The sequence below is a fragment of the Prochlorococcus sp. MIT 1223 genome, assembly GCF_034092465.1.
Classification (GTDB): Bacteria; Cyanobacteriota; Cyanobacteriia; order PCC-6307; family Cyanobiaceae; genus AG-402-N21.
In genome coordinates, this window is the sequence record NZ_CP139303.1 from 1435030 (window position 1) to 1461493 (window position 26464).

Here is a 26464-nt window from a genome sequence, read left to right on the forward strand (position 1 = left end):
CATTATTTTTTCCTCTAAGGAAATTAATAATGCTTTTTATCACTTGTCTTACAAAACCAAGTTCTATTGATCAAGTCGCAAGGCGTCCAGGTCTCGATTTATTACATCCTCTTCACTACTTAAGGTTTTCGCATGAGCAGAAGCGCGATTCAGGTAGCAAAGACTGTTACGTATCTGCCAGATTTGGTGGAGGTTCAGAGGTCTAGTTTTAAATGGTTTTTAGAAAAAGGACTGATTGAAGAACTTGACAGTTTTTCTCCTATTGCTGATTACACAGGGAAATTAGAGTTGCATTTTGTAGGTAGCGAATATCGATTAAAGCGTCCACGGCATGATGTTGAGGAAGCAAAAAGAAGAGATGCAACTTTTGCCTCTCAAATGTATGTAACTTGCCGATTAGTAAACAAAGAAACTGGAGAGATAAAAGAACAAGAAGTATTTATTGGCGAATTGCCTTTGATGACAGAAAGAGGCACTTTTATTATTAATGGTGCTGAGCGGGTAATTGTAAATCAGATAGTTAGAAGTCCAGGTGTTTACTTTAAAGATGAGCAGGATAAGAATGGTCGTAGAACTTATAATGCAAGTGTTATTCCTAATCGTGGAGCATGGTTGAAATTTGAAACCGATAAAAATGATTTACTTCATGTTCGTGTAGATAAAACCAGGAAGATTAATGCGCATGTTTTGATGCGAGCGATGGGATTATCTGATAATGATGTGATTGATAAATTAAGACACCCTGAATATTATAAAAAATCTATTGATGCTGCGAACGAAGAAGGAATTAGTTCTGAAGATCAAGCTTTACTTGAGTTATATAAAAAGTTAAGACCTGGAGAGCCTCCTTCAGTAAGTGGCGGACAGCAACTATTACAAAGTAGATTCTTTGATCCGAAGCGTTATGACTTAGGAAGAGTAGGCAGATATAAAATAAATAAGAAATTACGTTTAACTATTCCAGATAATGTTCGAACACTTACTCATGAAGATGTCCTTTCAACTCTTGATTATTTAATTAATTTAGAGCTTGATGTTGGTGGAGCATCTTTAGACGATATTGACCACTTAGGTAATCGTAGAGTTAGATCTGTTGGCGAGTTATTACAAAACCAAGTTCGTGTTGGATTGAATCGACTTGAAAGGATAATTAAAGAACGAATGACAGTTGGTGAAACTGATTCTTTAACCCCTGCTCAGTTAGTCAATCCAAAGCCCCTTGTAGCAGCGATTAAAGAGTTTTTTGGTTCTAGTCAGTTGAGTCAGTTTATGGATCAAACTAATCCACTGGCAGAGCTAACACATAAGAGACGTATATCTGCGCTAGGACCAGGTGGATTAACTAGAGAACGAGCAGGTTTTGCTGTTCGAGATATTCACCCTTCACATTATGGACGCTTGTGTCCAATTGAAACTCCTGAAGGACCGAATGCAGGATTAATCAACTCTCTTGCTACCCATGCAAGAGTAAATGATTATGGTTTTGTTGAAACACCATTCTGGAAAGTCGAAAAAGGAGTTGTATTAAAACAAGGTGATCCAATTTATCTATCAGCTGATTTAGAAGATGAGTGTAGGGTTGCTCCGGGTGATGTGGCAACTGATGATCAAGGCCAAATAATCGCAGATTTGATACCAGTTAGATATAGGCAAGATTTTGAGAAAGTACCTCCAGAACAAGTTGATTATGTGCAGTTATCACCAGTTCAAGTCATATCGGTAGCAACTTCTTTGATTCCATTTGTTGAGCATGATGATGCAAACCGGGCTCTTATGGGTTCAAATATGCAGAGGCAAGCTGTGCCTCTCTTGCGGCCAGAAAGACCATTGGTGGGAACTGGATTGGAGACACAAGTTGCTAGAGATTCTGGAATGGTTCCCATTTCCAAAGTTAATGGAACAGTGGTTTTTGTAGATGCAACTGCGATCGTAGTGAGAGATGAAGACGGTAATGATCACACACATTATTTGCAGAAGTATCAAAGGTCTAATCAAGACACTTGTCTGAACCAAAGACCCATAGTTTCTAATGGTGACCCAGTAATTGTTGGGCAGGTTTTAGCAGATGGATCAGCTTGTGAAGGAGGTGAAATCGCTTTAGGTCAAAATGTTTTAATTGCCTACATGCCTTGGGAAGGATATAACTATGAAGATGCAATATTGGTAAGTGAAAGATTAGTAAAGGATGATCTATATACATCGGTACACATTGAAAAATATGAGATAGAAGCAAGACAAACTAAATTGGGGCCCGAAGAAATTACCAGAGAAATCCCCAATGTCTCAGAAGAAAATCTAGGCAATCTTGATGAAATGGGAATAATACGTATTGGCGCTTTTGTTGAAAGTGGTGACATACTTGTTGGGAAAGTAACTCCTAAAGGAGAGTCAGATCAACCACCAGAAGAAAAGTTATTAAGAGCTATATTTGGGGAAAAAGCAAGAGATGTAAGAGATAACTCGCTCAGAGTTCCTAGTACTGAAAGAGGTCGTGTAGTTGATGTTCGAATTTACACTAGAGAACAAGGAGATGAGTTACCACCTGGTGCGAACATGGTTGTCAGATGTTATGTCGCACAACGTAGGAAAATCCAGGTTGGGGACAAAATGGCAGGTAGGCATGGCAATAAAGGAATCATCAGTCGGATACTGCCTAGAGAAGATATGCCATATCTTCCAGATGGCACACCTGTAGATATTGTTCTAAACCCACTTGGTGTTCCTAGTCGTATGAATGTTGGCCAGGTATTTGAGCTTTTGATGGGTTGGGCGGCAGCAAACTTGGATTGCAGAGTGAAAGTTATCCCATTTGATGAGATGTATGGTGCCGAAAAATCACAGCAGACAGTTCAGGCATTTTTAAAGGAAGCAGCCAAGCAACCTGGAAAAGAATGGGTATATAACCCTGACAATCCAGGGAAATTACTACTGCATGATGGAAGGACAGGTAAACCATTTGATCAGCCTGTTGCAGTTGGTTACTCGCACTTCCTGAAATTGGTTCATTTGGTAGACGATAAAATTCATGCACGCTCTACTGGTCCATATTCATTAGTTACACAGCAACCGTTAGGTGGTAAAGCTCAGCAAGGGGGACAACGTCTTGGGGAAATGGAAGTATGGGCTCTAGAGGCATATGGTGCTGCTTATACTTTGCAGGAATTATTAACTGTTAAATCAGATGATATGCAAGGACGGAATGAAGCCTTGAACGCAATAGTAAAAGGTAAACCAATTCCTAGACCTGGCACTCCAGAATCCTTCAAGGTTTTAATGCGCGAGCTTCAATCACTAGGTTTAGATATTGGGGTATATACGGATGATGGGAAAGAGGTTGATCTTATGCAAGATGTAAATCCCCGAAGGAGTACTCCAAGTAGACCTACTTATGAATCTCTAGGTGTATCTGATTATGACGATGATTAATTGCTAAGCATTATTTCCTTTATTTAAACATCTCTTTTCCTATCTAATGACTACAAGCAATTTACGTACTGAAAATCATTTTGATTATGTCAAAATCACTTTAGCTTCTCCTCAAAGGATTATGGATTGGGGGCAAAGGACCCTGCCTAATGGTCAAGTTGTTGGAGAAGTAACTAAGCCAGAGACAATAAATTATAGAACGCTTAAACCAGAAATGGACGGGCTTTTTTGCGAGAAGATTTTTGGCCCCTCAAAGGATTGGGAATGTCATTGTGGGAAATATAAAAGAGTTAGACATCGCGGAATAGTTTGTGAGAGATGTGGAGTTGAAGTAACGGAGAGCCGTGTCAGACGTCATCGGATGGGCTTCATAAAATTAGCCGCTCCTGTATCTCATGTGTGGTACTTAAAAGGTATACCGAGTTATGTGGCGATACTCTTGGATATGCCCTTAAGAGATGTTGAACAGATAGTCTATTTTAATTGCTATGTTGTTTTAGATATTGGCGATCACAAGGATCTTAAGTATAAACAGTTGCTTACAGAAGATGAATGGCTAGAGATTGAAGATGAAATTTATGCTGAAGATTCGACTATAGAAAATGAGCCAGTTGTAGGTATTGGAGCTGAAGCATTAAAACAGCTTCTTGAAGATCTAGAGATGCCTGAAGTAGCCGAACTTCTTAGAGAAGAAATTGCTTCTAGTAAAGGACAAAAAAGAGCAAAACTAATAAAGCGTTTAAGAGTCATAGATAACTTTATTGCAACAGGTGCCAACCCCGAATGGATGGTATTGGATGCAATACCTGTGATACCTCCAGATCTACGTCCCATGGTTCAGTTGGATGGGGGGCGATTTGCAACATCTGATTTAAATGATTTGTATAGACGAGTAATCAATAGGAATAATCGTCTAGCAAGACTTCAAGAGATCTTGGCACCAGAGATTATTGTCAGAAATGAAAAAAGGATGTTACAGGAAGCGGTTGATGCTCTCATTGATAATGGTCGAAGAGGAAGAACAGTAGTAGGGGCAAATAGTCGTCCTTTAAAGTCTCTTAGCGATATTATCGAAGGTAAGCAGGGACGCTTTAGGCAGAACCTTTTGGGAAAAAGAGTTGATTATTCAGGTAGATCCGTAATTGTAGTTGGACCAAAGTTAAAAATGCATCAGTGCGGACTTCCAAAAGAAATGGCAATAGAACTATTTCAACCTTTTGTAATTCATAGATTAATTAGACAGAATATCGTTAACAACATAAAGGCTGCAAAAAAATTAATTCAACGTGCAGATGATGAAGTTATGCAGGTTCTCCAAGAAGTAATAGAAGGCCATCCGATCTTGCTTAATCGTGCTCCGACACTTCATCGTTTAGGTATTCAAGCATTCGAGCCGAAATTAGTTGCTGGTCGAGCGATTCAATTACATCCATTAGTTTGCCCAGCTTTTAACGCTGACTTTGATGGAGATCAAATGGCGGTTCATGTACCTCTTGCAATTGAATCACAAACTGAAGCGAGAATGCTCATGCTAGCGAGTAACAATATTCTTTCTCCCGCTACAGGAGATCCAATTGTTACTCCTTCTCAAGACATGGTGCTTGGTTCATATTATTTAACTGCTCTGCAACCAGAACTGGCGAAACCAAAATTTGGAGATAGATCAAATACTTTTGCTTCTCTTGAAGATGTTATAAAGGCTTTTGAGGACCAGAGAATCAAGCTCCATGATTGGGTTTGGGTTCGTTTTAATGGAGAAGTTGATGATGATGATGAAAATGATAAGCCCATTGAAAGCAAAACTCTTGAGGATGGTTCAAAAATCGAATTGTGGACCCTAAGAAGAGATCGATTGGATGAACAAGGAACTTTGATAAGTCGTTTTATTCTTACAACAGTAGGACGTGTTGTTATGAACCATACGATTATTGATGCTGTTGCCTCATCAGCTTGACCTTTACAAAATCACTTTTTTTTACCTGACAAGTATTTAGCCATGACTTCATCTTCTTCTAAAACACCTAAGACTCCAAAAGCTCGTAAATCCACAAAATCTAGGAAAGGTTCTAAAAGCTCTAAAAAGGCTCTAAAGAAGAATATTGCACCACCACTTTCTAAAACTCCACCTCCATTTAGAAATCGGATTGTCGATAAAAAAGGTTTAAAACAGCTTGTTGCGTGGGCTTATAAAAATCATGGAACAGCTGCTACTGCCGCAATGGCAGACAATTTGAAAGATTTAGGGTTTAAGTATGCAACACAAGCAGCAGTTTCAATATCAGTTGATGATTTAAAAGTACCAGCTGCAAAGCAGGATTTACTAGGAGAGGCTGAGGCCCAAATAACGGCTACAGAAGAGTGTTATAGGTTAGGGGAAATTACTGAGGTTGAGAGACATACAAAGGTTATTGATACATGGACAGAGACTAATGAAAGGTTAGTTGATGCTGTTAAAAAGAATTTCAACCAAAACGATCCGTTGAATTCAGTTTGGATGATGGCTAATTCTGGAGCACGAGGAAATATGTCTCAGGTTCGTCAGTTAGTTGGCATGAGAGGTTTGATGGCAAACCCACAGGGAGAAATTATTGACTTGCCAATTCGTACCAACTTTAGAGAAGGATTAACTGTTACTGAGTATGTTATCTCTTCATATGGTGCACGCAAAGGATTAGTAGATACTGCTTTGAGAACAGCAGACTCTGGTTACTTGACAAGAAGACTGGTTGACGTGGCACAGGATGTGATAGTGCGCGAGGAGGACTGCGGAACAACTAGAGCAATTTTAGTTAAAGCCGAAGATGGCCGTTATGGAAGTAGACTAGTTGGAAGACTTACCGCTGCTCAGGTAGTTAATTTAGAAGGAGAAGTGCTTGGTGAGCGTGATACCGCTATTGATCCAGAACTTTCTAGTCGTATTGAAAAAGCAAAGATTCAATCGGTAATGGTTAGATCACCTCTTACATGTGAGGCGAATCGTTCGGTATGTCGAAAGTGCTATGGATGGGCTCTTGCTCATAACCAATTAGTTGATCTTGGAGAAGCAGTTGGAATTATCGCAGCACAGTCAATTGGTGAACCTGGAACTCAATTGACAATGAGAACATTCCATACCGGTGGTGTTTCTACGGCTGAGACTGGTGTGGTTCGTTCAACGGTTGCAGGAAAAGTTGAGTTTGGCCCCAAAGCTAGATTGAGAGGTTATAGAACTCCTCATGGAGTTGAAGCACAGCAGTCTGAGGTTGATTTTATTTTAAATGTGAAGCCAAGTGGGAGTGGAAAAGGTCAAAGAATAGAAATTTCCAGTGGCTCTCTTTTATTTGTAGAGGATGGACAAGAGATTAATGCCGATGTAACTGTTGCACAGATAGCAGTTGGAGCTGTTAAAAAGAGTGTAGAGAAAGCGACTAAAGACGTTATCTGTGACTTGGCTGGGCAAGTTAGATATGAAACTGTTATACAACCTAAAGAAGTCACAGATAGACAAGGAAATATTACGCTTAAAGCTCAAAGGTTGGGAAGAATTTGGGTGTTAGCAGGAGATGTTTATAATTTACCTCCTAATGCTTTGCCTGTCGTCTCTAGTAATGTACAAGTAAAGGAAGGTCAAGTATTGGCTGAAGCTAGTCAAGCTTCTGAGTTTGGAGGAGAGATTCGTTTAAGAGATTCAATTGGCGATTCAAGAGAAGTTCAGATAGTAACTACTTCTATGACCCTGAGAGATTTTAAGTTATTGGAAGAGACATCTCATGCAGGTGAACTTTGGAATCTTGAGGCTAAAGATGGCACTAGGTACAGATTAAATAGTGTTCCAGGAAGTAAGATAGGGAATGGCGAGGTAATTGCGGAATTATCAGATGATCGATTCCGTACCCAGACAGGTGGATTAATTAAATATTCTCCTGAACTGACTATTAAAAAGGCTAGATCAGCAAAGAATGGCTTTGAAGTAAGTAAAGGAGGGGCCTTGCTTTGGATTCCTCAAGAGACTCATGAAATCAACAAAGATATCTCTTTGTTGATGATTAAAGATAGACAATGGATAGAAGCAGGAACTGAAGTTGTAAAAGATATTTTTAGTCAAACTTCTGGTATTGTTACCGTCACTCAAAAGAACGATATCCTTAGAGAAATTATTGTAAGAAGTGGAACTTTTCATGTTTGCAAAGATTCCAAGGCCTTAGATCGTTTTGACGGTGATGGTCAAATAATTAATCCTGGAGAGACCATAGCCAAAGGCATTAAAACTGATTCTATGGTTTTTGTTCAGACTGTTGAAGCAACTGAAGGCAAAGGTCTTCTACTAAGACCAGTTGAAGAATATTTAATTCCAGATGAAGCTCAATTACCAGAGCTGGAACATGTTAATCAACCCAAAGGTCCTTCTTTAGGTCTGAAGGCTACACAAAGATTGGCTTTTAAAGATGGTGAATTAATTAAATCTGTAGAAGGAATCGAACTACTAAAAACACAATTAATCCTTGAAACATTTGAAACAACACCTCAAATGACAGTAGATGTTGAATCTATTAAAGACAAAAAATCAAAAGCTATAGATAGATTAAGTCTAGTGATTTTAGAAAGCATCTTAGTTCGCAGGGATACTATCTCAGACTCTAGTCATGGCTCTACTCATACCGAGTTACAAGTAGAGGATGGACAATCAATTAACGCCTTAGATGTTGTTGCTACAACTCAGATCCTATGCAAGCAGGAAGGAGTTGTTCAGTTTCCTGAAGCTGGTGAAGGAGAGCCGATTAGGCGCTTGATTGTGGAAAGAGAAGAAGATACTATAAAAATTAAGTCCAACGACAAAATACTTGTTAATGTCGGCCAAAGAGTTGTCGATGGTGATTTGTTAGCAGAAAACCAACCTGTTAACTGTTGTGGTGAAGTTGAAAGTATTGCTAATAAGGAAGTTACGCTTCGCTTAGGGCGACCTTATATGGTCTCTCCTGACTCTGTATTACATGTTCGAAATGGAGAGCTAGTTCAACGTGGTGATGGTTTGGCATTATTGGTGTTTGAAAGACAGAAAACAGGGGATATTGTTCAAGGCCTTCCTAGAATTGAAGAATTGCTTGAAGCCCGTCGTCCACGAGAATCGGCAATCCTTTGTAAAAAGACTGGAATAGTTGACATTAAGCAAGATGACGATGATGAATCAGTAACTGTAACAGTGATAGAAGGTGATGATTCTATTTCTGAATATCCAATTCTGTTGGGTCGAAATGTAATGGTTATGAATGGGCAGGAAGTTGCTGCTGGAGAATTCCTAACTGATGGCCCTGTAAATCCACATGAGTTACTTGATTGTTATTTTGCTGATTTACGTGATAGGAAACCATTATTGGAAGCAGCTCAAGAAGCAATTGCGAAGCTTCAACATCGCATGGTTAATGAGGTTCAAAATGTTTACAAATCACAAGGTGTTTCTATTGATGACAAGCACATAGAAGTAATAGTTAGACAAATGACTAGTAAGGTTCGTATCGAAGATGCTGGAGATACGACTTTACTCCCTGGTGAATTAATTGAACTTCGTCAAGTCGAGGATACAAATCAGGCGATATCAGTCACAGGTAGTGCACCTGCTGAATTCACTCCTGTCCTTCTTGGAATAACAAAAGCATCATTAAATACTGATAGCTTTATTTCTGCTGCTTCTTTCCAAGAAACAACTCGTGTTCTAACAGAGGCCGCGATTGAAGGGAAGTCTGATTGGTTACGTGGGCTCAAAGAAAATGTGATCATAGGTCGTCTTATACCTGCGGGAACAGGTTTTAGTGGCTTCCTGGAAGAGCTCAAGGCCGAAGCAGGACCACATCCAGATATCCTTGCTGAAGATTCTGCAAGTTACAGACGTATGCAGAATTTACGTCCGGATTACACAGTTGAGATGCCTTCATCTCCATCTGCAAAACTAACATCAGTTTTAGATGATCCAAGTGATGCAGACTTGGAGGCTACGAGGAGTCGCCATGGTATAGATGCTTCTGCTAGTAATTTTGCAGCTTTCGTGCGTCCAGAAGATGATGAACAGTCTAGTGAGAATCAATCGCTTGATCTTTCAGCTCTTGAAGGACTTCAAGAAGAAGGACTCCTCTCAGATGAGTAAAAATTTTCTTACGATAAAATCTTTATTGCTTTAACATTATCTCAGGTTGGCTTTATAACTATTAATTAATGATTGAACCACCAATTATTCCCAAGAGAAAGTTACCTCGCTATGGCTTTCATAACCATACAGAGAAATTAAATGGAAGATGGGCCATGATCGGATTTATAGCCTTAATTCTTTTAGAGCTTAAACTAGGACACGCTGTAACGGTCTGGTGATTAATAGCCTGACCTTAACTAATAATACTTTACTTGGTTTAAGTGTTGAGGAGCTTGAGCAATGGGCTCAAGATGAGGGACAGCATGCTTTTCGAGGTCGTCAAGTTTATGATTGGGTTTATAAAAAAGGTGTGAGAGATTTAGATGAGATAAGTGTTTTACCTAAAGAATGGAAGCATGCATTGAGAAAAAAAGGGGTTTCTATTGGTCGTATGAGAATAGTTGAGAAACTTGAGGCCTCTGATAAAACAATTAAATTTTTACTTGAAACTAATGACTCTGAGTACGTTGAGACTGTTGCTATCCCAACTGATAAGCGTTTAACGGTTTGCGTCTCTAGCCAAATTGGTTGTCCTATGGGATGTCATTTTTGCGCAACAGGTAAAAATGGTCTTAGGAGGTCATTACAAGTTAATGAAATTCTTGATCAAGTACTAACTGTTAATGAAGTCTTTGGAAGGCGTTCCACTAATGTCGTTTTTATGGGAATGGGCGAGCCTTTACTTAATTTGGACACAGTATTGAACTCTATTCGTTGTTTAAATACTGATCTAGGTATTGGTCAACGTCGTATCACTTTAAGTACAGTAGGAGTTGCCGATACTATGCCGAAGTTGGCTGAAAGAGCACTTGATTCTTTAGGAAGAGTCCAATTTACACTTGCTGTTAGCTTACATGCCCCTAATCAAAAGTTGCGCGAGACTTTAATTCCTTCTGCGAGTCAATATCCATTAAAAAAATTGCTTGAAGATTGTAGGCATTATTTCTCGATCACTGGAAGGAGAGTGAGTTTTGAGTATATTCTCTTAGGGCAATTGAATGATAAACCTGAACATGCTAAACAGTTGGTTGAGCTGTTGTCGGGCTTTCAGAGTCATGTTAATTTAATACCCTACAACCCTATAGAAGACGAAGATTTTCAGCGTCCGACCATGAAAAATATGAATAGGTTTAAGAATTATTTACAAACAAGAGGAATTGCCGTCAGTTTTCGATCTAGCAGAGGGCTAGACCAAAATGCAGCTTGCGGCCAGCTTCGACGAAGACAAGAGTCTATACACTAAACATGATTAATTGAATTTATGAGTTTCTTAAGATCAACCTTATTGCCAATTTTGATTGTTGCCCTTTTTGGAGTAGCTTTCTTTGCTGTTAGTGCCAGGATTTGGCTCCCAGGGGACATGTTAGCTCCAGCTCCAATTAGTTGAGGATTGCTTAATTCCTCTTAGTATTGGCTCATGAGTGATGAAAAGGAAAAATCTTCTTTTGATGCTTTGGCCGGATTAGCCATAGATCCAGATGTATTGGCAAAAGAGTTGGATGCTGAAATTGTTGGTGATCCTCTGGATGATATTGCTTTAGATGAACTTGATGCAGACGATTCAAAGAAGACTGAAGAATGTGAGGCGGGCTTAAAATGGCTTCAAGAGGGCCATGAAGAAAGACTGCAGGGTTTAAGGGTGTTTTGTGAGTACCGCGACCCAAGATCTCTTCCTTTTCTGGTCCCTCTTTTAGATGAGCCTTGTCCTGTTGAACGAATGAGTGCTGTATATGCTTTAGGAAGAAATCCATGCCCTGCTGCAGTTGATATTTTATTAAAAATGCTGCATTACGACAGTAATGCTTATGTAAGACGGGCTACCGCCTGGAGTCTCGGTAATTATTCAAGCTCTCCAGTTATTGAACCTCTTGTACATTCATTACATAAAGATGTAGCTGCTGTGAGACTTTGGGCCTCCAGTTCTCTTGCGGAAATAGGTTCGAGTTCTTTGGAAAATGCAGATTATGCTGCTAAAGAGTTAATCCTTAGCTTGCAAATAGATGTTGAACCAGGGGTTAGAAGTAACTGTATTTGGTCTTTAGGGCGTTTATACACTCATTTAAATCAGCCCAGAAAGGATCAAATGATTGAATGTATTATTACAGTTTTGTTGAATGACCTTGAACCATCTGTGAGATATGAAGCTCGAATTGCTTTAGAGCAAATTGAGAATCCCCAGGTGCAAGAACGTTTTAGAAGCTTGATGATAGATGGACAGTTGATTTGAATTTGATGTTTTAAACACATCCTTGTAACAACTGCACCTCAAAGATTACTTTCTTTTCTATAACATCAGGAACTCCTACTCAAGTTGCATGCCCCAACGCACTCTGAGATTCAAGATCCGACAAGATGGACTTGTTGAAGAGACTGTTGAAGGGATGATTGGAGATTCTTGTCTTGAACTGACCGAGAAACTCGAATCTGTATTAGGGTGCGTTGATCAAAGAAAGCTTACTGGTGATTCCTATAAGGAAGAACAGGTTCAATCTCAATCCATTTCCATGGAAATTCACTGATGTCACATTTCAGCACGGTTAAAACTCAATTACGTAAGCGTGAACCTCTTTTTCAAGCTCTGATTGATTTAGGTTATCAGCCTCAAGAAGGAGAAAGACTTGTCAGAGGTTATAGAGGTCAAACAGTTAAAGCTGACTTAGCTGTAAAGATGAACAAGGGTGCAGAAATTGGCTTTAGATGGAACAAATCCAGTAATTCTTATGAATTAGTTGCAGACTTAGATCTTTGGCAAGAAACTGTTCCTGTTGAAAGATTCATTTCGCAACTCACTCAAAGATACGCATTAAATACTGTGCTTACTGCCACAGCTCAAGAAGGATTCCAGATTGCGGAACAGAAGAAAAATATTGATGGATCTATAGAATTAGTTGTAACGCGATGGGATGCTTGATTTGGAAAATTGATTTTTGATACCTCATCCGCATTTGAAGCAAAGTCATCTGAAGAGTCAAGTCTAAATGGAAAAGAGCCTGTATTAGGAGGAAAACTTAGATCAAAAGCTGTTTGGGTTGATGAATCAAAATGTATAGGCTGTACTTATTGTGGATGTGTAGCTACAAATACTTTTGCAATGGAATCTGAGTTAGGAAGAGCTAGAGCTGTTCGCCAAGACGGAGATACAACTGAAACAATTCAAGAAGCTATAGATACTTGCCCAGTTGATTGTATTCAATGGGTGAATTTTGAAGATTTAGAAGATCTCAAATCGAGTTTGGAAAAAAGAGATATTCGCCCACTTGGTTTACCTCCTTGGACTTGATTATGTTCAAAAGATAAATGTCAAAGTGAGTGATTCTTCTTATCTCAAGAATGTTCCTTGTCGTCGATTTGGCCGCACAGAAATATCTATGCCTGTATTGAGCTTAGGAGGAATGCGTTTCCAGCAAAGTTGGTGTGATTTACCTTTTGAAGAGATTGATTTAGGAAACCAAAGACTCTTAGCAAAAATAATTAGTTTTTCTAAATCCATTGGAATGCATCATATTGAAACAGCCAGGCATTATGGAAGTTCTGAATTACAACTTGGATTAGCTCTAAAAAAAGTATCTGATACGAACAGAATTTTACAAACAAAAATCCCACCTAAGGATAATCCTCATGACTTTGAGATTGAATTGGAATTGAGTTTTCAACGAATGCAATGTGAAAAGGTTGATTTGTTATCTATACATGGTATTAATCTTGATGAACATTTATTCCATGCGATTCGATCAGGAGGCTGTTTAGAAGTTGCCCGTCGGTGGCAAAAAAAAGGCAAAATTGGCTTTATAGGATTTTCTTCACATGGAACTACTGATTTAATTGTGCAAGCAATTAAATCTAATCAGTTTGATTATGTGAATTTACATTGGTATTTCATTAGACAAGAAAATGATATTGCATTGCAAGCTGCTAAAGAATTAGATCTAGGAGTTTTTATAATTAGCCCTACTGATAAAGGAGGTCATCTTCATACACCATCTAATAAATTGATTGACTTGTGTGCTCCACTCCATCCAATTGTATTTAATGATCTTTTTTGTTTAAGAGATCATAGAGTTCACACACTTAGTGTGGGAGTCTCACAAATAGAAGACTTTAATTTACATATACGGGCAATAAGTCTTTTAGACAAAGTAAATGAACTAGTCCCACCGATTGAAAATAACTTAAATCAAGCAGCTAAAAACTCTTTAGGTAGTTTATGGCTTTCGAGCTGCTTCGAGGGTCTTCCAACGTGGGAAAACACTCCTGGAAAGATTAATCTTCCTATTTTAATTTGGCTACATAATCTTGTCGAAGCCTGGGGTATGAAAGGATATGCAAAGGCAAGATATGGATTACTGGGAAATGGTAGCCATTGGTTCCCTGGATCGAATGCAGATTCCTTGGATAATGGGATTAGTGAAGAGGATTTGTTGAGTGTGCTCATTAATAGTCCTTGGTCAAAACAGATACCTGAATTACTAAGAAATCTAAGAAATCAAGTTGGAGGACATACTCAAGATCGATTGACTGACGCTTAACTTCCTAAAGGATTTTTAGCTGGTTTCCCAATATCTCTTGGATATTTGCTTGGACAAGTGCCTGTCGAGATAACTCTAATAACATTTCTTTCTCCCCTGTTATCAGGCAAATTAGTTTCTTGAATAGTTTTTATTTTGGCTTTTAGAATAATCAGAGATTTATTCAGTTGTTTTTCATCTTTCTGACTCCACTTACCACAATAAATAAGAGCTTGTCCATCTCTATTTAATAGGGGCACCAAGTATTCCGAGACAACTGGAGGAATTGCTACTGCTCGTGCAAAAGCTAGATCGTAATTATTTCTAAAACCTGATTTTTTACCTATAAGCTCTGCTCTTTGATTACATATGGATACTCTTGAAGAAAGTTTAAGTTCGGTAACCATTTTTTCAAGTACATCCGCTTTCCTTTTAATAGATTCTATGAGAGTGACCCTTGCTTCAGGCATTGCAATCGCAATGGCTAAACCCGGGAGTCCGCATCCACTCCCAACATCAATACAATTAATTAATTGACGGGGATTATGTAATTCTTTGTTGATAGGCCAGAGACTATCCAAAACTTGTGAGATCCAGTAATCATTTCCATAAATAAGACGAGTTAAATTAATTTTCTTATTCCATAAGATAAGAAGAGATTGAAGCTTAAGAAATTGGTTCATTTGCTCAGATGATGGGTGCCAATTCATCTGAGACCAGAAAGAAGAACTAGGTTTACTTGCTGGAGTATTAAAAGACATATAAAAATCCTTGAATATTGCTATAGATCTATGAGATGTTTTGATTACTTGGTATCTCTTGCTTAATCCTATTACATTTTTCTTGTGAGTTGACTTCTTCTAAAAGCCATTATGAACTTCTTGGGATTTCTTCATCCGCTGATAGCGAGGCTCTCAGAAAGGCTTTCTGTAAGCTTAGTAAGGAGCTTCATCCTGATACCACTTCACTCCCACAAGATGAGGCTGCTAAAAGTTTCCAGCAAGTATGTGAAGCATATGAAGTACTTACCGACCCTATCTTGAGAAAGGCATATGACTCGGATATAACTCTTCAGGAAAACACTTTTGAAAGTAATAAATTTACATCTGACTTTAACGTCACTAATTCTTTGAAAAAGTATACTTTTGGGGCAGATAGAAGACCTTTTTCGGGAGGTGAGTTGTTTTCATTACTACTTTTAGGGATAGCTCTCTTAATAAGTTTGTTACTAGCAATAGGTTTTGGAATGATGCAAGGACGGGAGTTAATAGTTCGTCCAACATGGTTATCTCTTAATTATTTGCTAGCTCATGATCAGATCTTTTCAATAGGATGGGGGAATGGATCAATTACCTTCAAGTAAAACACCGTTAAATCAGCACTCCTTAGATGCACTGGAGCTATGGTTGAGAGAATTGGGAGCTGAAAAAAGTAGTTCAGATCCGACGGTGTGGAGTTTAGGAATGCCTACATGGTCGGCAGAAATTCAAATGGGTATTGAAAACTTAAGAATTACCTGGGAAAAAAATGGTTCAGAATCCTCTTGTAGTTTTCCATATGGACTGTCTAGAGAAGACGTCCAAGTTGGAATATGCCAGGGCCCTTAAAGAGTGAAACTATAAAAAATCATAGAGTTTCTAGTCCTTTATTGATAGTTGAATAACATTTTTCTAATTCATCATCTGTGATACATAGTGGAGGGAGTAGATATACAACATCTCCTAGGGGTCTGATAAAAACCCCATTTTGTAAGGCGAATTGCTTTAGAGCTTTGCCGATAGAATTTAAGTAGCCCTGTGTTCCATTTACTTCAATATTGAATGCAGCAATCGATCCATGAAGTCGCGGATTTATCACCTTTGGATTTTTGATTAATTTTTTTAAATGAGGCAAATGACGAAATTCAAAATCCAAATATTTTTTGGGGTTCTTTTCAAGTAAATCTAAACTTGCATTTGCTGCAGCACAGCCGAGAGGGTTGGCGGTAAAACTATGCCCATGCCAAAAAGTAAGCCTAGGGTCATCACCAATGAAGGCTTTAAAGATTTCCTCCGTAGACATTGTTATACCCATTGGTAAGAAGCCACCCGTCAGACCTTTAGATAGGGAGATTAGGTCAGGCTTTAAACCAGCTTTTTGAAAAGCAAAAAGAGAACCACATCTTCCAAAACCAGTTAAAACTTCGTCAACAATCAATAGAGCGTTTGCGGCCTTTACTTTCTTTTCGACTGCGTTAAGAAATTCAGGTCTAACCATTGCCATTCCACCAGCCCCTTGAACTAAAGGTTCTAAGATGACAGCACTTGTAGGTGTTTCTAGAAGCTTCTCAAGCTGATTAATTGCAGAGACTTCTTTTGCATTGACATCTTTATCTCCCCACCATGTAGCTGGCCATTGAACCCTGCTAACAGGGAACATCATTCTTTCAAAAGGAGCGTTAAAAAGATTGCGCTCACCAACTGCCATTGCTCCAAATGTATCCCCATGATATGCACCATCAAAAGCAATAATTTGGTCTCGATGATCTTCCCTATTTTCCCAAAATTGACAAGCAATTTTCAAGGCAACTTCAACAGCAGTTGACCCGTTATCAGAAAAGAATGCGCGTTCTAGCCCTGTTTTATTGCATAAACGCTGAGAAAGCCTTTCTGCTTGTGGATGGATGAAATCTGCAAATATAACTTGTTCAAGTTGCTTGGCTTGCTCTGAAATCGCTTTCGCAATGTAAGGATCTGAATGCCCATGTAAGGTCACCCACCAACTGCTTATTGCATCAATTAGAGGAGGTGCATTATCACGTTCTAGCAGAGCCCCTCTTGCCGCTATAACTCTTTCAGGCCTATTTGCGGATGCGATCTGCGTAAAAGGTGGCCAAAGACTTGGATACCAGGTTGAGGTGTCGAAATTCGATGGCGAATCCAAATAATTCATTCCCAGACTTGTGTTTTTTTTCATATTTGGATTAGTTGTTCAGACCTTAGACCATGCTCAAGAAAAACAATCTTAAATGCCCTAGGTGTTTTCTCGTTCCCATGCATAGATTGAATCAGATTGATTTGGTTCAAAATAACCTTAGAGAAGCTTTTGCAGAAGGCTATTGGCATTCGATCAAAATTAATCTTGAAATACAGGGATGATCCTTTGTGCAGATACAAATGATTCACGAGCTTTAAGAATTGGTTGACCTCTTATAAATGCAGTAACTCAAGCCTCAAATCGTTTTCGACGATGCCCGACTTATCCTAAAGAATAATACAAAAAAAAATTAATAATCAAATAAATGCTTTATCGTCAATACTAATTAGTTGACTGAGAATTTACATCTCTAGTGAAGAGTCTTCAATACTAATAGAGTTTCTATTTGATAAATTCTTTAAAAACCTTTTTTAAACCTTGTTTATCCCATTGACTCTTAAGTTCATTTGCTGAGAGGTTAGTTAAATGAGGCAGTTGAGCAATAATTGAAACTCCAGAGATGTGCTCTATTGTCTTAGGGTTGTCTTTATGTAAAGGACCATTGAGAATTATCCCTAAAATAGGGATAGACCTTTTCTTCAGTGCTTCAATACTCAGTAGCGTATGATTGATTGTTCCCAATCCAGATCTTGCCACAAGGACAATAGGTAGCTTCCATTCTTTAAGAAGTTCTATTTGTAAAAAGTCTCGATTGATTGGAACCAGTAAACCTCCTGCAGTCTCAACAACGAGAGGACCTTTTACAACTGGCAGTTTCACTAATCTGGGATCAATTTTTTGATTTTCTTTTTCAGCAGCCCAGTGAGGAGATACAGATGCTTGAAATTTATAGAGTTCTGGTATGAATTGTTTTTTTGAAAGATTTACAAGAGTTGATACTCTACATGTATCACTTCCATCTTCTAGACCACTTTGTATGGGCTTCCAATAAACTCCATTTAGACCTTGCACTATAAGAGCACTAACGATAGTTTTCCCGACATCAGTATCAGTACCGCAAATAACAATACCTTTATTAGTCGCTATCATCGTTGTATTAGAAGTAGTTGTATTTTCCATGTAAGATTAATTTCGTTCTTATTTGATAATGGCCAAGCCTTTCTTAATCGCCTCCACTCTCCAATACTAAGGCTAGTCTTTTTAGTTGCTTGTGCACCTACATTGATCATTGTTTTAAATAGAGAAGTTAATCCAGATGCTTTTTGTGTATAGCTAAGTATTTGATTGTGCTTTACTTTGTTATTTTCAATGACTCCAAGAAGAGATTGTTCTGTAGGTAAATCTAATTCTGTACATGACACACCAGCATTTTTTGATGCTTCATGCCATTCATTAAAACTACCTTTTACAGGTAGTGATATTACAACCCATCCATCATTATCTACAGCATTAATCCATTCTTTGAGACGCTCAGTGGGATTAACTAACCAATGAAGAACAAAGCTAGAGGCAATTAATTTGGGTGATTCTAACCAGTGAGGTAAACCTTGATCTAAATCCCAAACTTGGGTTTCTTTATTAGGTGCATGTTGAGCAATCATTTCTTTTGAATTGTCAACTCTAATTACACTCTGACCTGGATTTAAGGACTCTAAGGATTCTGCTAAATGTCCTGTTCCGGAGCCAAGATCTACCCACACACCTTTTGCTATTTGCTTATTAGAGCAAATGCTAGCTAATTCCCATGCAATATCTTTTTGAATACTTGCATTTTCGTTATAGACAGAAGCAGCTTTGCTAAAGTTTTTTAATATCGATTGTTGCCATTCGTTATTCATTTTGTCGCTTCTAACCATGTTTGTGTGCGTTGTATTAATTCAGGCATAACTATTGAATGTCCTTGAGAAGATAAATCCCAATGACTTGGTGGATTTAGAAGCTTTTTGTTTAGTTCAATCCTTAAACTAGTTTTTGACTGTGGATGAACTATTTGATCTTCGTCTCCATAAACTGTTAAAACTCTTGCATGTATAGGAAAGTTTTCTGGCAACCCAGAAGTTTTAATTAGTAAATTAAGATCATCTTGAAGTTGTTTCCTACCATTATTTGAAAGACCATCTTTAATTGGTCCCTCTGGAAGGATATTCACTTGAGAGAGGTTACAGGCTTTTTTTAGAAAGTTGATTAACATTTCTTTTTCAGAAGAGCTTCCTAAGGCTTGTTGCATTCCTTTTAAGGCTATTTTAATAGATCTACTTTCATTTCCCTCAGGAAGGAAACGACCAAAGCTACTAATTAGAACAATGTGAGTTGCGTCTTCTAGTACTGATCGGTTAATTAGGTGGAGCCCAAGTGAATGACAAATTAATACTCGTTTAGTCGTAGTTTCGTTAATCTTGGAGTTATGCCAATTAGAGGTTTGAGCTTGAATATCTCCATAGCCTCTATTAAGGCTAGTCCATAGCCATTGGTTTTCCATAAAAGACTTTCTCCAGGTATCCCAGGTTCTACAGTCACCACCCCAACCATGCATGGCAATTATTTCTTTCATGGGCTCTGAAGGGCGAGTAGTAACTTTTGCAATGTCTCTTTTGGCAGATTCTCTCTAACCACTAATCTGAGACAGGCTTGTCCTTCGGGCACAGTGGGAGGACGAATTGCAACGCAAAGGATTCCCTTTCGCTCAAGTATCTGTTGGTATTTGAGCGCTTTTTGGTTTGTGCCCATTAATAAAGGAATAATAGGACCGATTCCTTCTGGAAATGTCCAACCATGCTTGTTCAAGGTTCTGCGCCAATGAATTGATTCTGTTTGAAGTTTTTTTACCAAATTGGGATTCTCTTGTATGAGATTTAGAGCAGCTAATGCGGCTGCACACATTGGAGGAGCAAGGGCAGTTGTATATCTAAATGCACCACTGGTTTGTAGAAGATGTTCTTGAATTTCTTTATTGCAAGCAATAAAGGAGCCTCCACATCCAAAAGATTTGCCAAAAGTTCCGGTGATAATAGTCACAGGAGATTGAATCCCATAGCATAAACCTTTTCCACTTTTACCTAATACCCCAAGTGCATGAGCTTCATCAACTAATAGTCTTGCTTTATATTTTTCACAAAGCTTTGCTAGTTCGCTAATATTTGGACTTGTTCCTGCCATGCTAAATAAACTCTCTGTAATAACTAGAGGAGACTTATTTACATATTTTTCCTGAAAAATCTTTAAATATTTTTCAAGGTCGAGAAGATTATTATGAGAGTAACGTTGAAGCTTGGCGCCACTAGCTTTTATTCCTACTAAAAGAGAATGGTGAATAAGTTTATCTGCAAGAACAGGAGTATGCCTATCTGCTAAGGCTATAACGGCACCAATATTTGCTTGAAAACCACTTGGGAATAGTAAGACTTTTTCTCTCCCTAGCCATTCTCCCAAAGCTTCTTCAAGTTTCTTGTGAATAGGACGACTTCCTGTGACAAGCCTAGAGCCTCCAGCTCCTACACCTTCCACATGCATAATTTCATTGGCAGCGGCAATTAGTTGGGGATGCCGGCTCAGTCCTAAATAGTCATTGCTTGCAAGGTCAAGTATATCTTGGGAACTTTTGTCAGCATTAAATGCCTGAAACGATGCTGGCGTCTTACCAGGTATCCATGTCCTTACTCTTCGAATTTGGTCTTGAGCAAGCTGTTTCATTCCTTGAATCCTATACTTAATACGAATTTTCTGTTCAATACATACCAACTATAATCTTCCATATCTTTGTCACTCTGTACATATTTGATGAGATAAATTGCTTTGGTCGATAAAATTTGGATATGCACTCTGCGGCGTGAGTTACGACATCAATAGATCTCTTCAATTCTTCATTGAATCCAAAGGACATTTTCCCTTTCCCACTTGATGATTTTCAGCTTCAGGCGATTGATTCTTTAAATCAAGGTCATTCTGTTGTGGTTAGCGCCCCAACTGGGTCTGGGAAAACATTAATTGGCGAGTATGCAATTTATAGAGCAATATCTCATGGCCAAAAGGTTTTTTATACAACGCCATTAAAGGCCCTCTCAAATCAGAAATTAAGAGATTTCAGAGATCATTTTGGTCCCGAAAATGTTGGTCTCTTGACTGGTGATATGAGCTTGAATAGAGAAGCTTCAATAGTTGTTATGACTACTGAGATCTTTCGCAATATGTTGTATGCAGAAGCTGATGAATTAGATGACCCTCTTGCTGGTGTTGAAGCTGTTGTTCTTGATGAGTGCCATTACATGAATGATGTCCAGAGGGGGACAGTTTGGGAGGAATCGATAATTTATTGTCCGTCTTCAGTGCAGTTCGTTGCTTTATCTGCAACTGTAGCCAATGCTGGGCAGTTGACTGATTGGATAGAAAATGTTCATGGACCAACGGATTTGATATTTAGTAATTTTCGTCCAGTCCCATTGAGGTTCAGTTTTTGTAGTGCAAAAGGGTTGCACCCTTTACTTAATGATAAGGGTAATAAGTTACATCCAAATAATAAAATTTGGAGAGCTCCAAAAGGTCAGAAAAGAAAAGCGCGTTCTTCTCGGCCACTACAACCAGTCTCTCCATCAATTGGCTTTGTCATCTCACAGATGGCTGAGAGAGGTATGTTGCCAGGCATATACTTTATTTTTAGTCGTCGAGGCTGTGATCGAGCCGTTCGAGATCTAGGACATCAAACTTTAGTTACAAAAGAAGAGAAGAAGATAATTCGTGCATGCCTTAGGGCATATACAGAGCGAAATCCTGAAGGGATCAGAGATGGATTGCATGCTGACGCTTTACTTAGAGGCATTGCTGCTCATCATGCTGGAGTTCTTCCAGCCTGGAAGGAATTAATAGAAGAATTATTTCAGCAGGGGTTAATTAAAGTAGTTTTTGCTACTGAGACATTGGCTGCTGGGGTCAATATGCCAGCTCGGAGCACTGTAATTTCAGCACTATCTAAACGTACTGAAAATGGACATCGACAACTTATGGGTAGTGAATTTCTTCAGATGGCTGGGAGAGCAGGTCGACGTGGCTTGGATTCTGAAGGTTTTGTAGTAACTGTTCAGAGCCGGTTTGAGGGTGTTCAAGAAGCTGGTGAATTAGCTCTTAGTTCAGCGGATCCTTTAATGAGTCAATTTACTCCAAGTTATGGAATGGTTCTTAACCTTTTACAACGCTATGATTTAGAGAGATCCAAGCAATTAATTGAAAGAAGTTTTGGGCGTTATTTAACCAGTTTAGATCTCGTTGAAGAAGAAAAGCTTATTGAAGAATTGAAACTTCAATTACAGTTTCTCCAAGGTTCATTATCGGATGTTTCTTGGGATGATTTCGAAGCTTATGAGAAAGGAAGGAATCGTCTGAAGGAACAACGAAGATTACTGCGCATTCTGCAAAAGCAATCTGCTGACAAATTAGCTAATGAACTGACCTCCGCCTTACAGTTTTCTAGTATTGGGACTCTTATAACGTTGAAGGCTCCTCAGCTTCAAGGACGCATAACTCCTGGAGTAATTGTTGATAAAATCTTTAGTTCAGGCCAGTTCCCTTTGCTTTTATGTCTTACAGATCAAAATCTCTGGCTGTTAGCTCCATCTCAATCAGTAGTTAGTCTACATGCTGATTTAACTTGCTTATCAGTTGATAACTACGAAACGCCAACCCTTACACGTTCAGGTGAATTAAGGCATGGTGATGATAAAAGCATGCAATTGTCCTTACTTGTTAGAGACATGTCAAAACGATATGACATGATGACACCTCAATATGATCTTGCTGCTGAAGTTTTATCTCAGGTGAAATTAGTTCAAACTCTTGAAGCTCAATTAGAACAAGAACCAGCTCATCGTTGGATTAATCTCAAAAAATTAAAGAAGCATCGTCATAGGATGGAAGAATTAGATGATGAAATCCAAAACCGTCAAAAGATATTGCATCACAGGGCTAATCATCATTGGGATGACTTTTTATCTTTAATGGAGATACTTCAGTATTTTGGTTGTTTGCAGGATATAAATCCTACGGAAATCGGAAGGACAGTTGCTGGCTTGAGAGGTGATAACGAATTATGGCTAGGATTAAGCTTAATGAGTGGTCATTTAGATGAATTACCACCTTCTGCGTTAGCGGGTGTTATTGAAAGTATTTGTACAGAAATTAATCGTCCTGATCTTTGGAGTGGATTTGCTCCATCAGCTATTGCAGAAGAGGCTTTTCAAAATCTTTCTGGAATACGAAGTAATCTTTTAAGAACACAAGAAAGGTATGGCATTAAAATCCCAGTTTGGTGGAATCTTGAATTAATTGGTTTAGTTGAGGCTTGGGCAAATGGTGCTCTATGGAGTGATCTTATTGCGAACACTTCACTTGATGAGGGAGATATAGTCCGTATTCTGCGAAGAACTATTGATTTATTGTCTCAAGTCCCCTACTGCGAGGCTGTAAGCGAACAGCTCAGAGTTAATGCTAGAAGAGCTTATAAGTCTATTAACCGTTTCCCAGTTTGCGAGTCAGACGATCTTGAGAAGTTAGTTATAAATGAGAAGGAGGGAAGTAACCCTGCTACAAAAAGGTCTTATAAAGATTAAAACAGGCTTTCCCCTTTAATCAAAACTTGTCATTGATATTGGATCCACAAGTTTATCAAAATCAGCTTCTGTCAAATAACCAAGTTTACTGACGGCTTGCCGAAGACTAATATTTTCATTGTGAGCTAGTTGAGCAATGTTGCATGCTTTTTCATAGCCAATGGTAGGAGTTAGCGCAGTTACTAACATCAACGATTGATCTAGATCATGCTTTATCTTTTTCTCATTAGGTTTGATCCCCTCAATCATCGAGACTCTGCAGCTTAAGCATGCATCATGCAATAACTCAATACTTTTCAGAATATTGAATGCTATCTGAGGTTTGTATGCGTTCATCTGCAGATGACCACCACTACCAGCCATCCCAACGGCGACATCGAGTGCAATTACTTGTGTACAAACCATTGCCATTGCTTCGCACTGTGTTGGATTTATTTTCCCTGGCATAATTGAACTGCCAGGCTCATTTGCAGGTAGTTCTAGCTCTGCAATGCCTGCTCTTGGACCTGATGATAATAGTCGGATATCATTGACAATTTTCAAAAGAGATATTGCTAACATTTTTAAATTAGTCATTAAATTTACGAGGCCATCATGACTAGCCATAAGAGCAAATTTATTTTTAGCTGTTATAAAAGGTAAACCTGTTATGACAGATATTTCCTTGGCAATCTCATAGTCAAATCCACTTGGTGCATTTAAACCTGTTCCTACTGCTGTACCTCCTAAGGGAAGATGGTAAAGTTCTTTTAGACTTTCTTTAATTCTCTCGCTACCAGTTAAAAGCTGATCTCTCCATGCAGATACTTCTTGTCCAAGAGTAAGAGGTACTGCATCTTGAAGATGTGTTCTCCCGATTTTTATGATATTGCGCCATTCATTACTTTTTTGAGTAAATGCTCCTATTAGTAGACTTAATTCTGGTAGAAGTCTACTATTAATTTCTTTAGCCGTTGAGATCTGAATGGAAGCAGGAAAAACATCATTCGTTGATTGTGATCGATTTACATGATCATTTGGATGTAATGGCTGATGACTACCTAAAGGCATACTTTGAGAATGAGATGCAATATTAGCAATCACTTCATTGATGTTCATATTTGTTTGAGTTCCACTCCCGGTTTGCCAAACTTTTAGCGGAAATTGCCGGTCATGTACGCCGTTTAGTATTTCTTGAGTGGCTAATAGGATTAAATTTTTTTTCTTATCATCAATTAAACCAAATTTATTATTTACGATGGCTGCAGCATTTTTTATTGTGGCTAAGGCATATATAACTTTTATAGGCATTAGATCTGTACCTATTGAGAAATTACCTAAGGATCTTTGAGTTTGAGCTCCCCAAAGAGCACTTGTGGGGACTTCTATCCCCCCAAGGCTGTCGTATTCAACTCGTACTTTTTTGTCCATTTATTTTTTATAATATTGTTTATCTTCTCATGTCCGAGAGATAGTGTATCGCTTGGTTTGCAAGCTTGATAAAACAACGAAGTTTCTTGACTCTTTTAGCTTTAATAAATATATTTTGCAATATTTAAAGCTTTAGCCTTTTCCAAATAACATCCAAATTACTTTGATGTATTTCAGTAGAGAAACAATTTTCTAGTTGAGTTGGATTTAAAATTTTCCCAATCTCTATATCTGATTCTAAGTTGGCTTTAAAATTACCATCCTCTTTGTTCCAGGCTGCATGAGCATGTTTTTGTACTATTTGATAGGCCTCTTCTCGGCTCATTCCATGCTCTACTAGTGCTAACAACACTCGCTGACTAAAAACAACTCCTCCATAAACATTCATATTTCTCACCATATTTTTTGGATAGACTCCTAAGCCTTTAATGACTTCTGTCATTTCTATAATCATGAAATGCAAAGTTATAGACGTATCAGGAAGCATCATTCGTTCTATTGAACTGTGACTGATATCTCTTTCATGCCATAACGCAACGTTCTCTAATGCTGCGACTACATAACTACGCAGCACTCTTGCAAGACCGCTTATTCTTTCACTCCTTATTGGATTACGTTTATGAGGCATGGCAGAACTTCCTTTTTGACCTTTAGCAAAACTTTCCTCTACTTCTAAAACATCAGTTCTTTGAAGGTTTCTGATTTCAGTGGCAAATCTATCTAATGAGGATCCAATTAAAGCGAGTGTTTGAACATAACTAGCATGGCGATCTCTTGAGATAACTTGTGTACTTGCGGTATCAGGTATTAAGCCAAGGATATTGCATGCGATTTCTTCAACTTGCGGGTCAGTATTAGCATAAGTGCCCATAGCACCGCTTATTTGGCCAATTGATATATCTTTTTCTAAAAGTTGCAGTCTTTCAGAGTTCCTTATTGTTTCAGCTAACCATCCTGCGAGTTTAAAGCCAAAAGTAATGGGCTCACCATGTATGGCATGAGATCGCCCAATCATAACGGTTTTTTTATGTTCCTTAGCAAGTTCTCTTATTGCTACCTTTAATTCATTTAGTTCTTTAATCAGTAACTTAGTAGATGCTTTCAGTTGCAAAGCTAATCCAGTATCAAGGACATCACTACTTGTCATTCCTACATGAATAAAGCGCCCAGGATCCCCGACATTCTCATTTAAGTTTGTTAGAAAAGCTATGACATCATGTCTTACTTCTGCTTCGATTTCTAAAATTCTTTTCGGAGAAAAAGTTGCTTGAGTTCGGATTTTTTGGATTGCTTCATCAGGGATCTTCCCTAATCTCCAATTGGCCTCACAGGCTGCAATTTCAACGTCAAGCCAACTTTGATACTTTGCTTGCTCTGTCCATATTTGGCCCATTTCGGGCATTGTGTAGCGATCAATCAAAATGTCGCAGTAAATAAGTGATAGTTCAATC

22 protein-coding genes are annotated in these 26464 nt (G+C 38.5%); 14 read left to right on the top strand and 8 right to left on the bottom strand.

All coding sequences use genetic code 11. From position 1 onward, the window contains the following. Positions 1 to 132 precede the first annotated feature (132 nt). From rpoB to SOI85_RS07680, 11 genes are all read left to right on the top strand, one after another. A complete protein-coding gene (gene rpoB, locus SOI85_RS07630) occupies positions 133 to 3426 on the top strand; it encodes a DNA-directed RNA polymerase subunit beta (RefSeq protein WP_320663799.1) in 3294 nt (1097 codons plus the stop codon). A gap of 46 nt (positions 3427 to 3472) precedes the next feature. After that, entirely contained in the window at positions 3473 to 5380 is a 1908-nt protein-coding gene (locus tag SOI85_RS07635; protein ID WP_320663800.1) for a DNA-directed RNA polymerase subunit gamma, read from the top strand. A gap of 42 nt (positions 5381 to 5422) precedes the next feature. After that, on the top strand, positions 5423 to 9544 hold the full coding sequence (locus SOI85_RS07640) for a DNA-directed RNA polymerase subunit beta' (RefSeq protein ID WP_320663801.1): 4122 nt from the start codon (positions 5423 to 5425) through the stop codon (positions 9542 to 9544). Positions 9545 to 9612: 68 nt separating this feature from the next. Next, positions 9613 to 9765, top strand: a complete 153-nt coding sequence (locus SOI85_RS07645; protein ID WP_320663802.1) for a high light inducible protein — start codon at positions 9613 to 9615, stop codon at positions 9763 to 9765. Further along, complete coding sequence (gene rlmN / locus SOI85_RS07650; RefSeq protein ID WP_320663803.1) at positions 9762 to 10829, top strand: 23S rRNA (adenine(2503)-C(2))-methyltransferase RlmN; 1068 nt, start codon at positions 9762 to 9764, stop codon at positions 10827 to 10829. Before SOI85_RS07645 ends, rlmN begins: the two co-directional genes overlap by 4 nt. Positions 10830 to 10847: 18 nt before the next feature. Further along, on the top strand, positions 10848 to 10973 hold the full coding sequence (locus SOI85_RS07655) for a hypothetical protein (RefSeq protein ID WP_320663804.1): 126 nt from the start codon (positions 10848 to 10850) through the stop codon (positions 10971 to 10973). A gap of 30 nt (positions 10974 to 11003) precedes the next feature. Next, entirely contained in the window at positions 11004 to 11813 is an 810-nt protein-coding gene (locus SOI85_RS07660) for a HEAT repeat domain-containing protein (RefSeq protein ID WP_320663805.1), read from the top strand. Between the two features lie 88 nt (positions 11814 to 11901). Further along, positions 11902 to 12105, top strand: coding sequence for a DUF2997 domain-containing protein (locus SOI85_RS07665; protein ID WP_320663806.1), 204 nt, complete (start codon positions 11902 to 11904; stop codon positions 12103 to 12105). After that, complete coding sequence (locus SOI85_RS07670; RefSeq protein WP_320663807.1) at positions 12105 to 12497, top strand: DUF1257 domain-containing protein; 393 nt, start codon at positions 12105 to 12107, stop codon at positions 12495 to 12497. Before SOI85_RS07665 ends, SOI85_RS07670 begins: the two co-directional genes overlap by 1 nt. 9 nt (positions 12498 to 12506) lie before the next feature. Further along, on the top strand, positions 12507 to 12866 hold the full coding sequence (locus SOI85_RS07675; protein ID WP_320663808.1) for a ferredoxin: 360 nt from the start codon (positions 12507 to 12509) through the stop codon (positions 12864 to 12866). Between the two features lie 25 nt (positions 12867 to 12891). Then, positions 12892 to 14112: an aldo/keto reductase gene (locus SOI85_RS07680; protein ID WP_414477785.1), complete on the top strand. Its 1221-nt coding sequence runs from the start codon at positions 12892 to 12894 to the stop codon at positions 14110 to 14112. Here the strand turns inward: SOI85_RS07680 and rsmG are convergent. Continuing rightward, positions 14109 to 14852 carry a 16S rRNA (guanine(527)-N(7))-methyltransferase RsmG gene (gene rsmG, locus SOI85_RS07685; RefSeq protein ID WP_320663809.1) on the bottom strand — a complete coding sequence of 248 codons (744 nt, stop codon included), beginning with the start codon at positions 14850 to 14852 and terminating at the stop codon, positions 14109 to 14111. The two genes, SOI85_RS07680 and rsmG, sit on opposite strands and share 4 nt — an antisense overlap. Positions 14853 to 14941: 89 nt before the next feature. On the opposite strand from rsmG, the gene SOI85_RS07690 reads away from it, so the two are divergent. Together SOI85_RS07690 and SOI85_RS07695 are read left to right on the top strand one after the other, a co-directional pair. Further along, on the top strand, positions 14942 to 15454 hold the full coding sequence (locus SOI85_RS07690; protein ID WP_320663810.1) for a J domain-containing protein: 513 nt from the start codon (positions 14942 to 14944) through the stop codon (positions 15452 to 15454). Continuing rightward, complete coding sequence (locus SOI85_RS07695) at positions 15432 to 15698, top strand: DUF3143 domain-containing protein (RefSeq protein WP_320663811.1); 267 nt, start codon at positions 15432 to 15434, stop codon at positions 15696 to 15698. Before SOI85_RS07690 ends, SOI85_RS07695 begins: the two co-directional genes overlap by 23 nt. A 19-nt stretch (positions 15699 to 15717) precedes the next feature. Here the strand turns inward: SOI85_RS07695 and bioA are convergent, their stop codons facing one another. From bioA to SOI85_RS07720, 5 genes are all read right to left on the bottom strand, one after another. Beyond that, positions 15718 to 17022, bottom strand: a complete 1305-nt coding sequence (gene bioA / locus SOI85_RS07700; protein ID WP_320665161.1) for an adenosylmethionine--8-amino-7-oxononanoate transaminase — start codon at positions 17020 to 17022, stop codon at positions 15718 to 15720. Between the two features lie 426 nt (positions 17023 to 17448). Continuing rightward, positions 17449 to 18126, bottom strand: a complete 678-nt coding sequence (bioD, locus tag SOI85_RS07705) for a dethiobiotin synthase (RefSeq protein WP_320663812.1) — start codon at positions 18124 to 18126, stop codon at positions 17449 to 17451. After that, the gene (locus SOI85_RS07710) at positions 18093 to 18845 is read right to left on the bottom strand and encodes a methyltransferase domain-containing protein (RefSeq protein WP_320663813.1); all 753 of its coding nucleotides are present in this window, start codon (positions 18843 to 18845) and stop codon (positions 18093 to 18095) included. Before SOI85_RS07710 ends, bioD begins: the two co-directional genes overlap by 34 nt. Then, entirely contained in the window at positions 18842 to 19558 is a 717-nt protein-coding gene (locus SOI85_RS07715; protein ID WP_320663814.1) for an alpha/beta hydrolase, read from the bottom strand. Before SOI85_RS07715 ends, SOI85_RS07710 begins: the two co-directional genes overlap by 4 nt. Further along, positions 19555 to 20697, bottom strand: a complete 1143-nt coding sequence (locus SOI85_RS07720) for an 8-amino-7-oxononanoate synthase (protein WP_320663815.1) — start codon at positions 20695 to 20697, stop codon at positions 19555 to 19557. Before SOI85_RS07720 ends, SOI85_RS07715 begins: the two co-directional genes overlap by 4 nt. A gap of 173 nt (positions 20698 to 20870) precedes the next feature. On the opposite strand from SOI85_RS07720, the gene SOI85_RS07725 reads away from it, so the two are divergent. Then, positions 20871 to 23603 carry a DEAD/DEAH box helicase gene (locus SOI85_RS07725; RefSeq protein ID WP_320663816.1) on the top strand — a complete coding sequence of 911 codons (2733 nt, stop codon included), beginning with the start codon at positions 20871 to 20873 and terminating at the stop codon, positions 23601 to 23603. A gap of 15 nt (positions 23604 to 23618) precedes the next feature. Here SOI85_RS07725 and SOI85_RS07730 read toward each other — a convergent pair whose 3' ends face one another. Next, entirely contained in the window at positions 23619 to 25013 is a 1395-nt protein-coding gene (locus SOI85_RS07730) for a class II fumarate hydratase (RefSeq protein ID WP_320663817.1), read from the bottom strand. 124 nt (positions 25014 to 25137) lie between these two features. Further along, positions 25138 to 26433, bottom strand: coding sequence for an adenylosuccinate lyase (gene purB, locus SOI85_RS07735; RefSeq protein WP_320663818.1), 1296 nt, complete (start codon positions 26431 to 26433; stop codon positions 25138 to 25140). Positions 26434 to 26464: the final 31 nt, after the last annotated feature.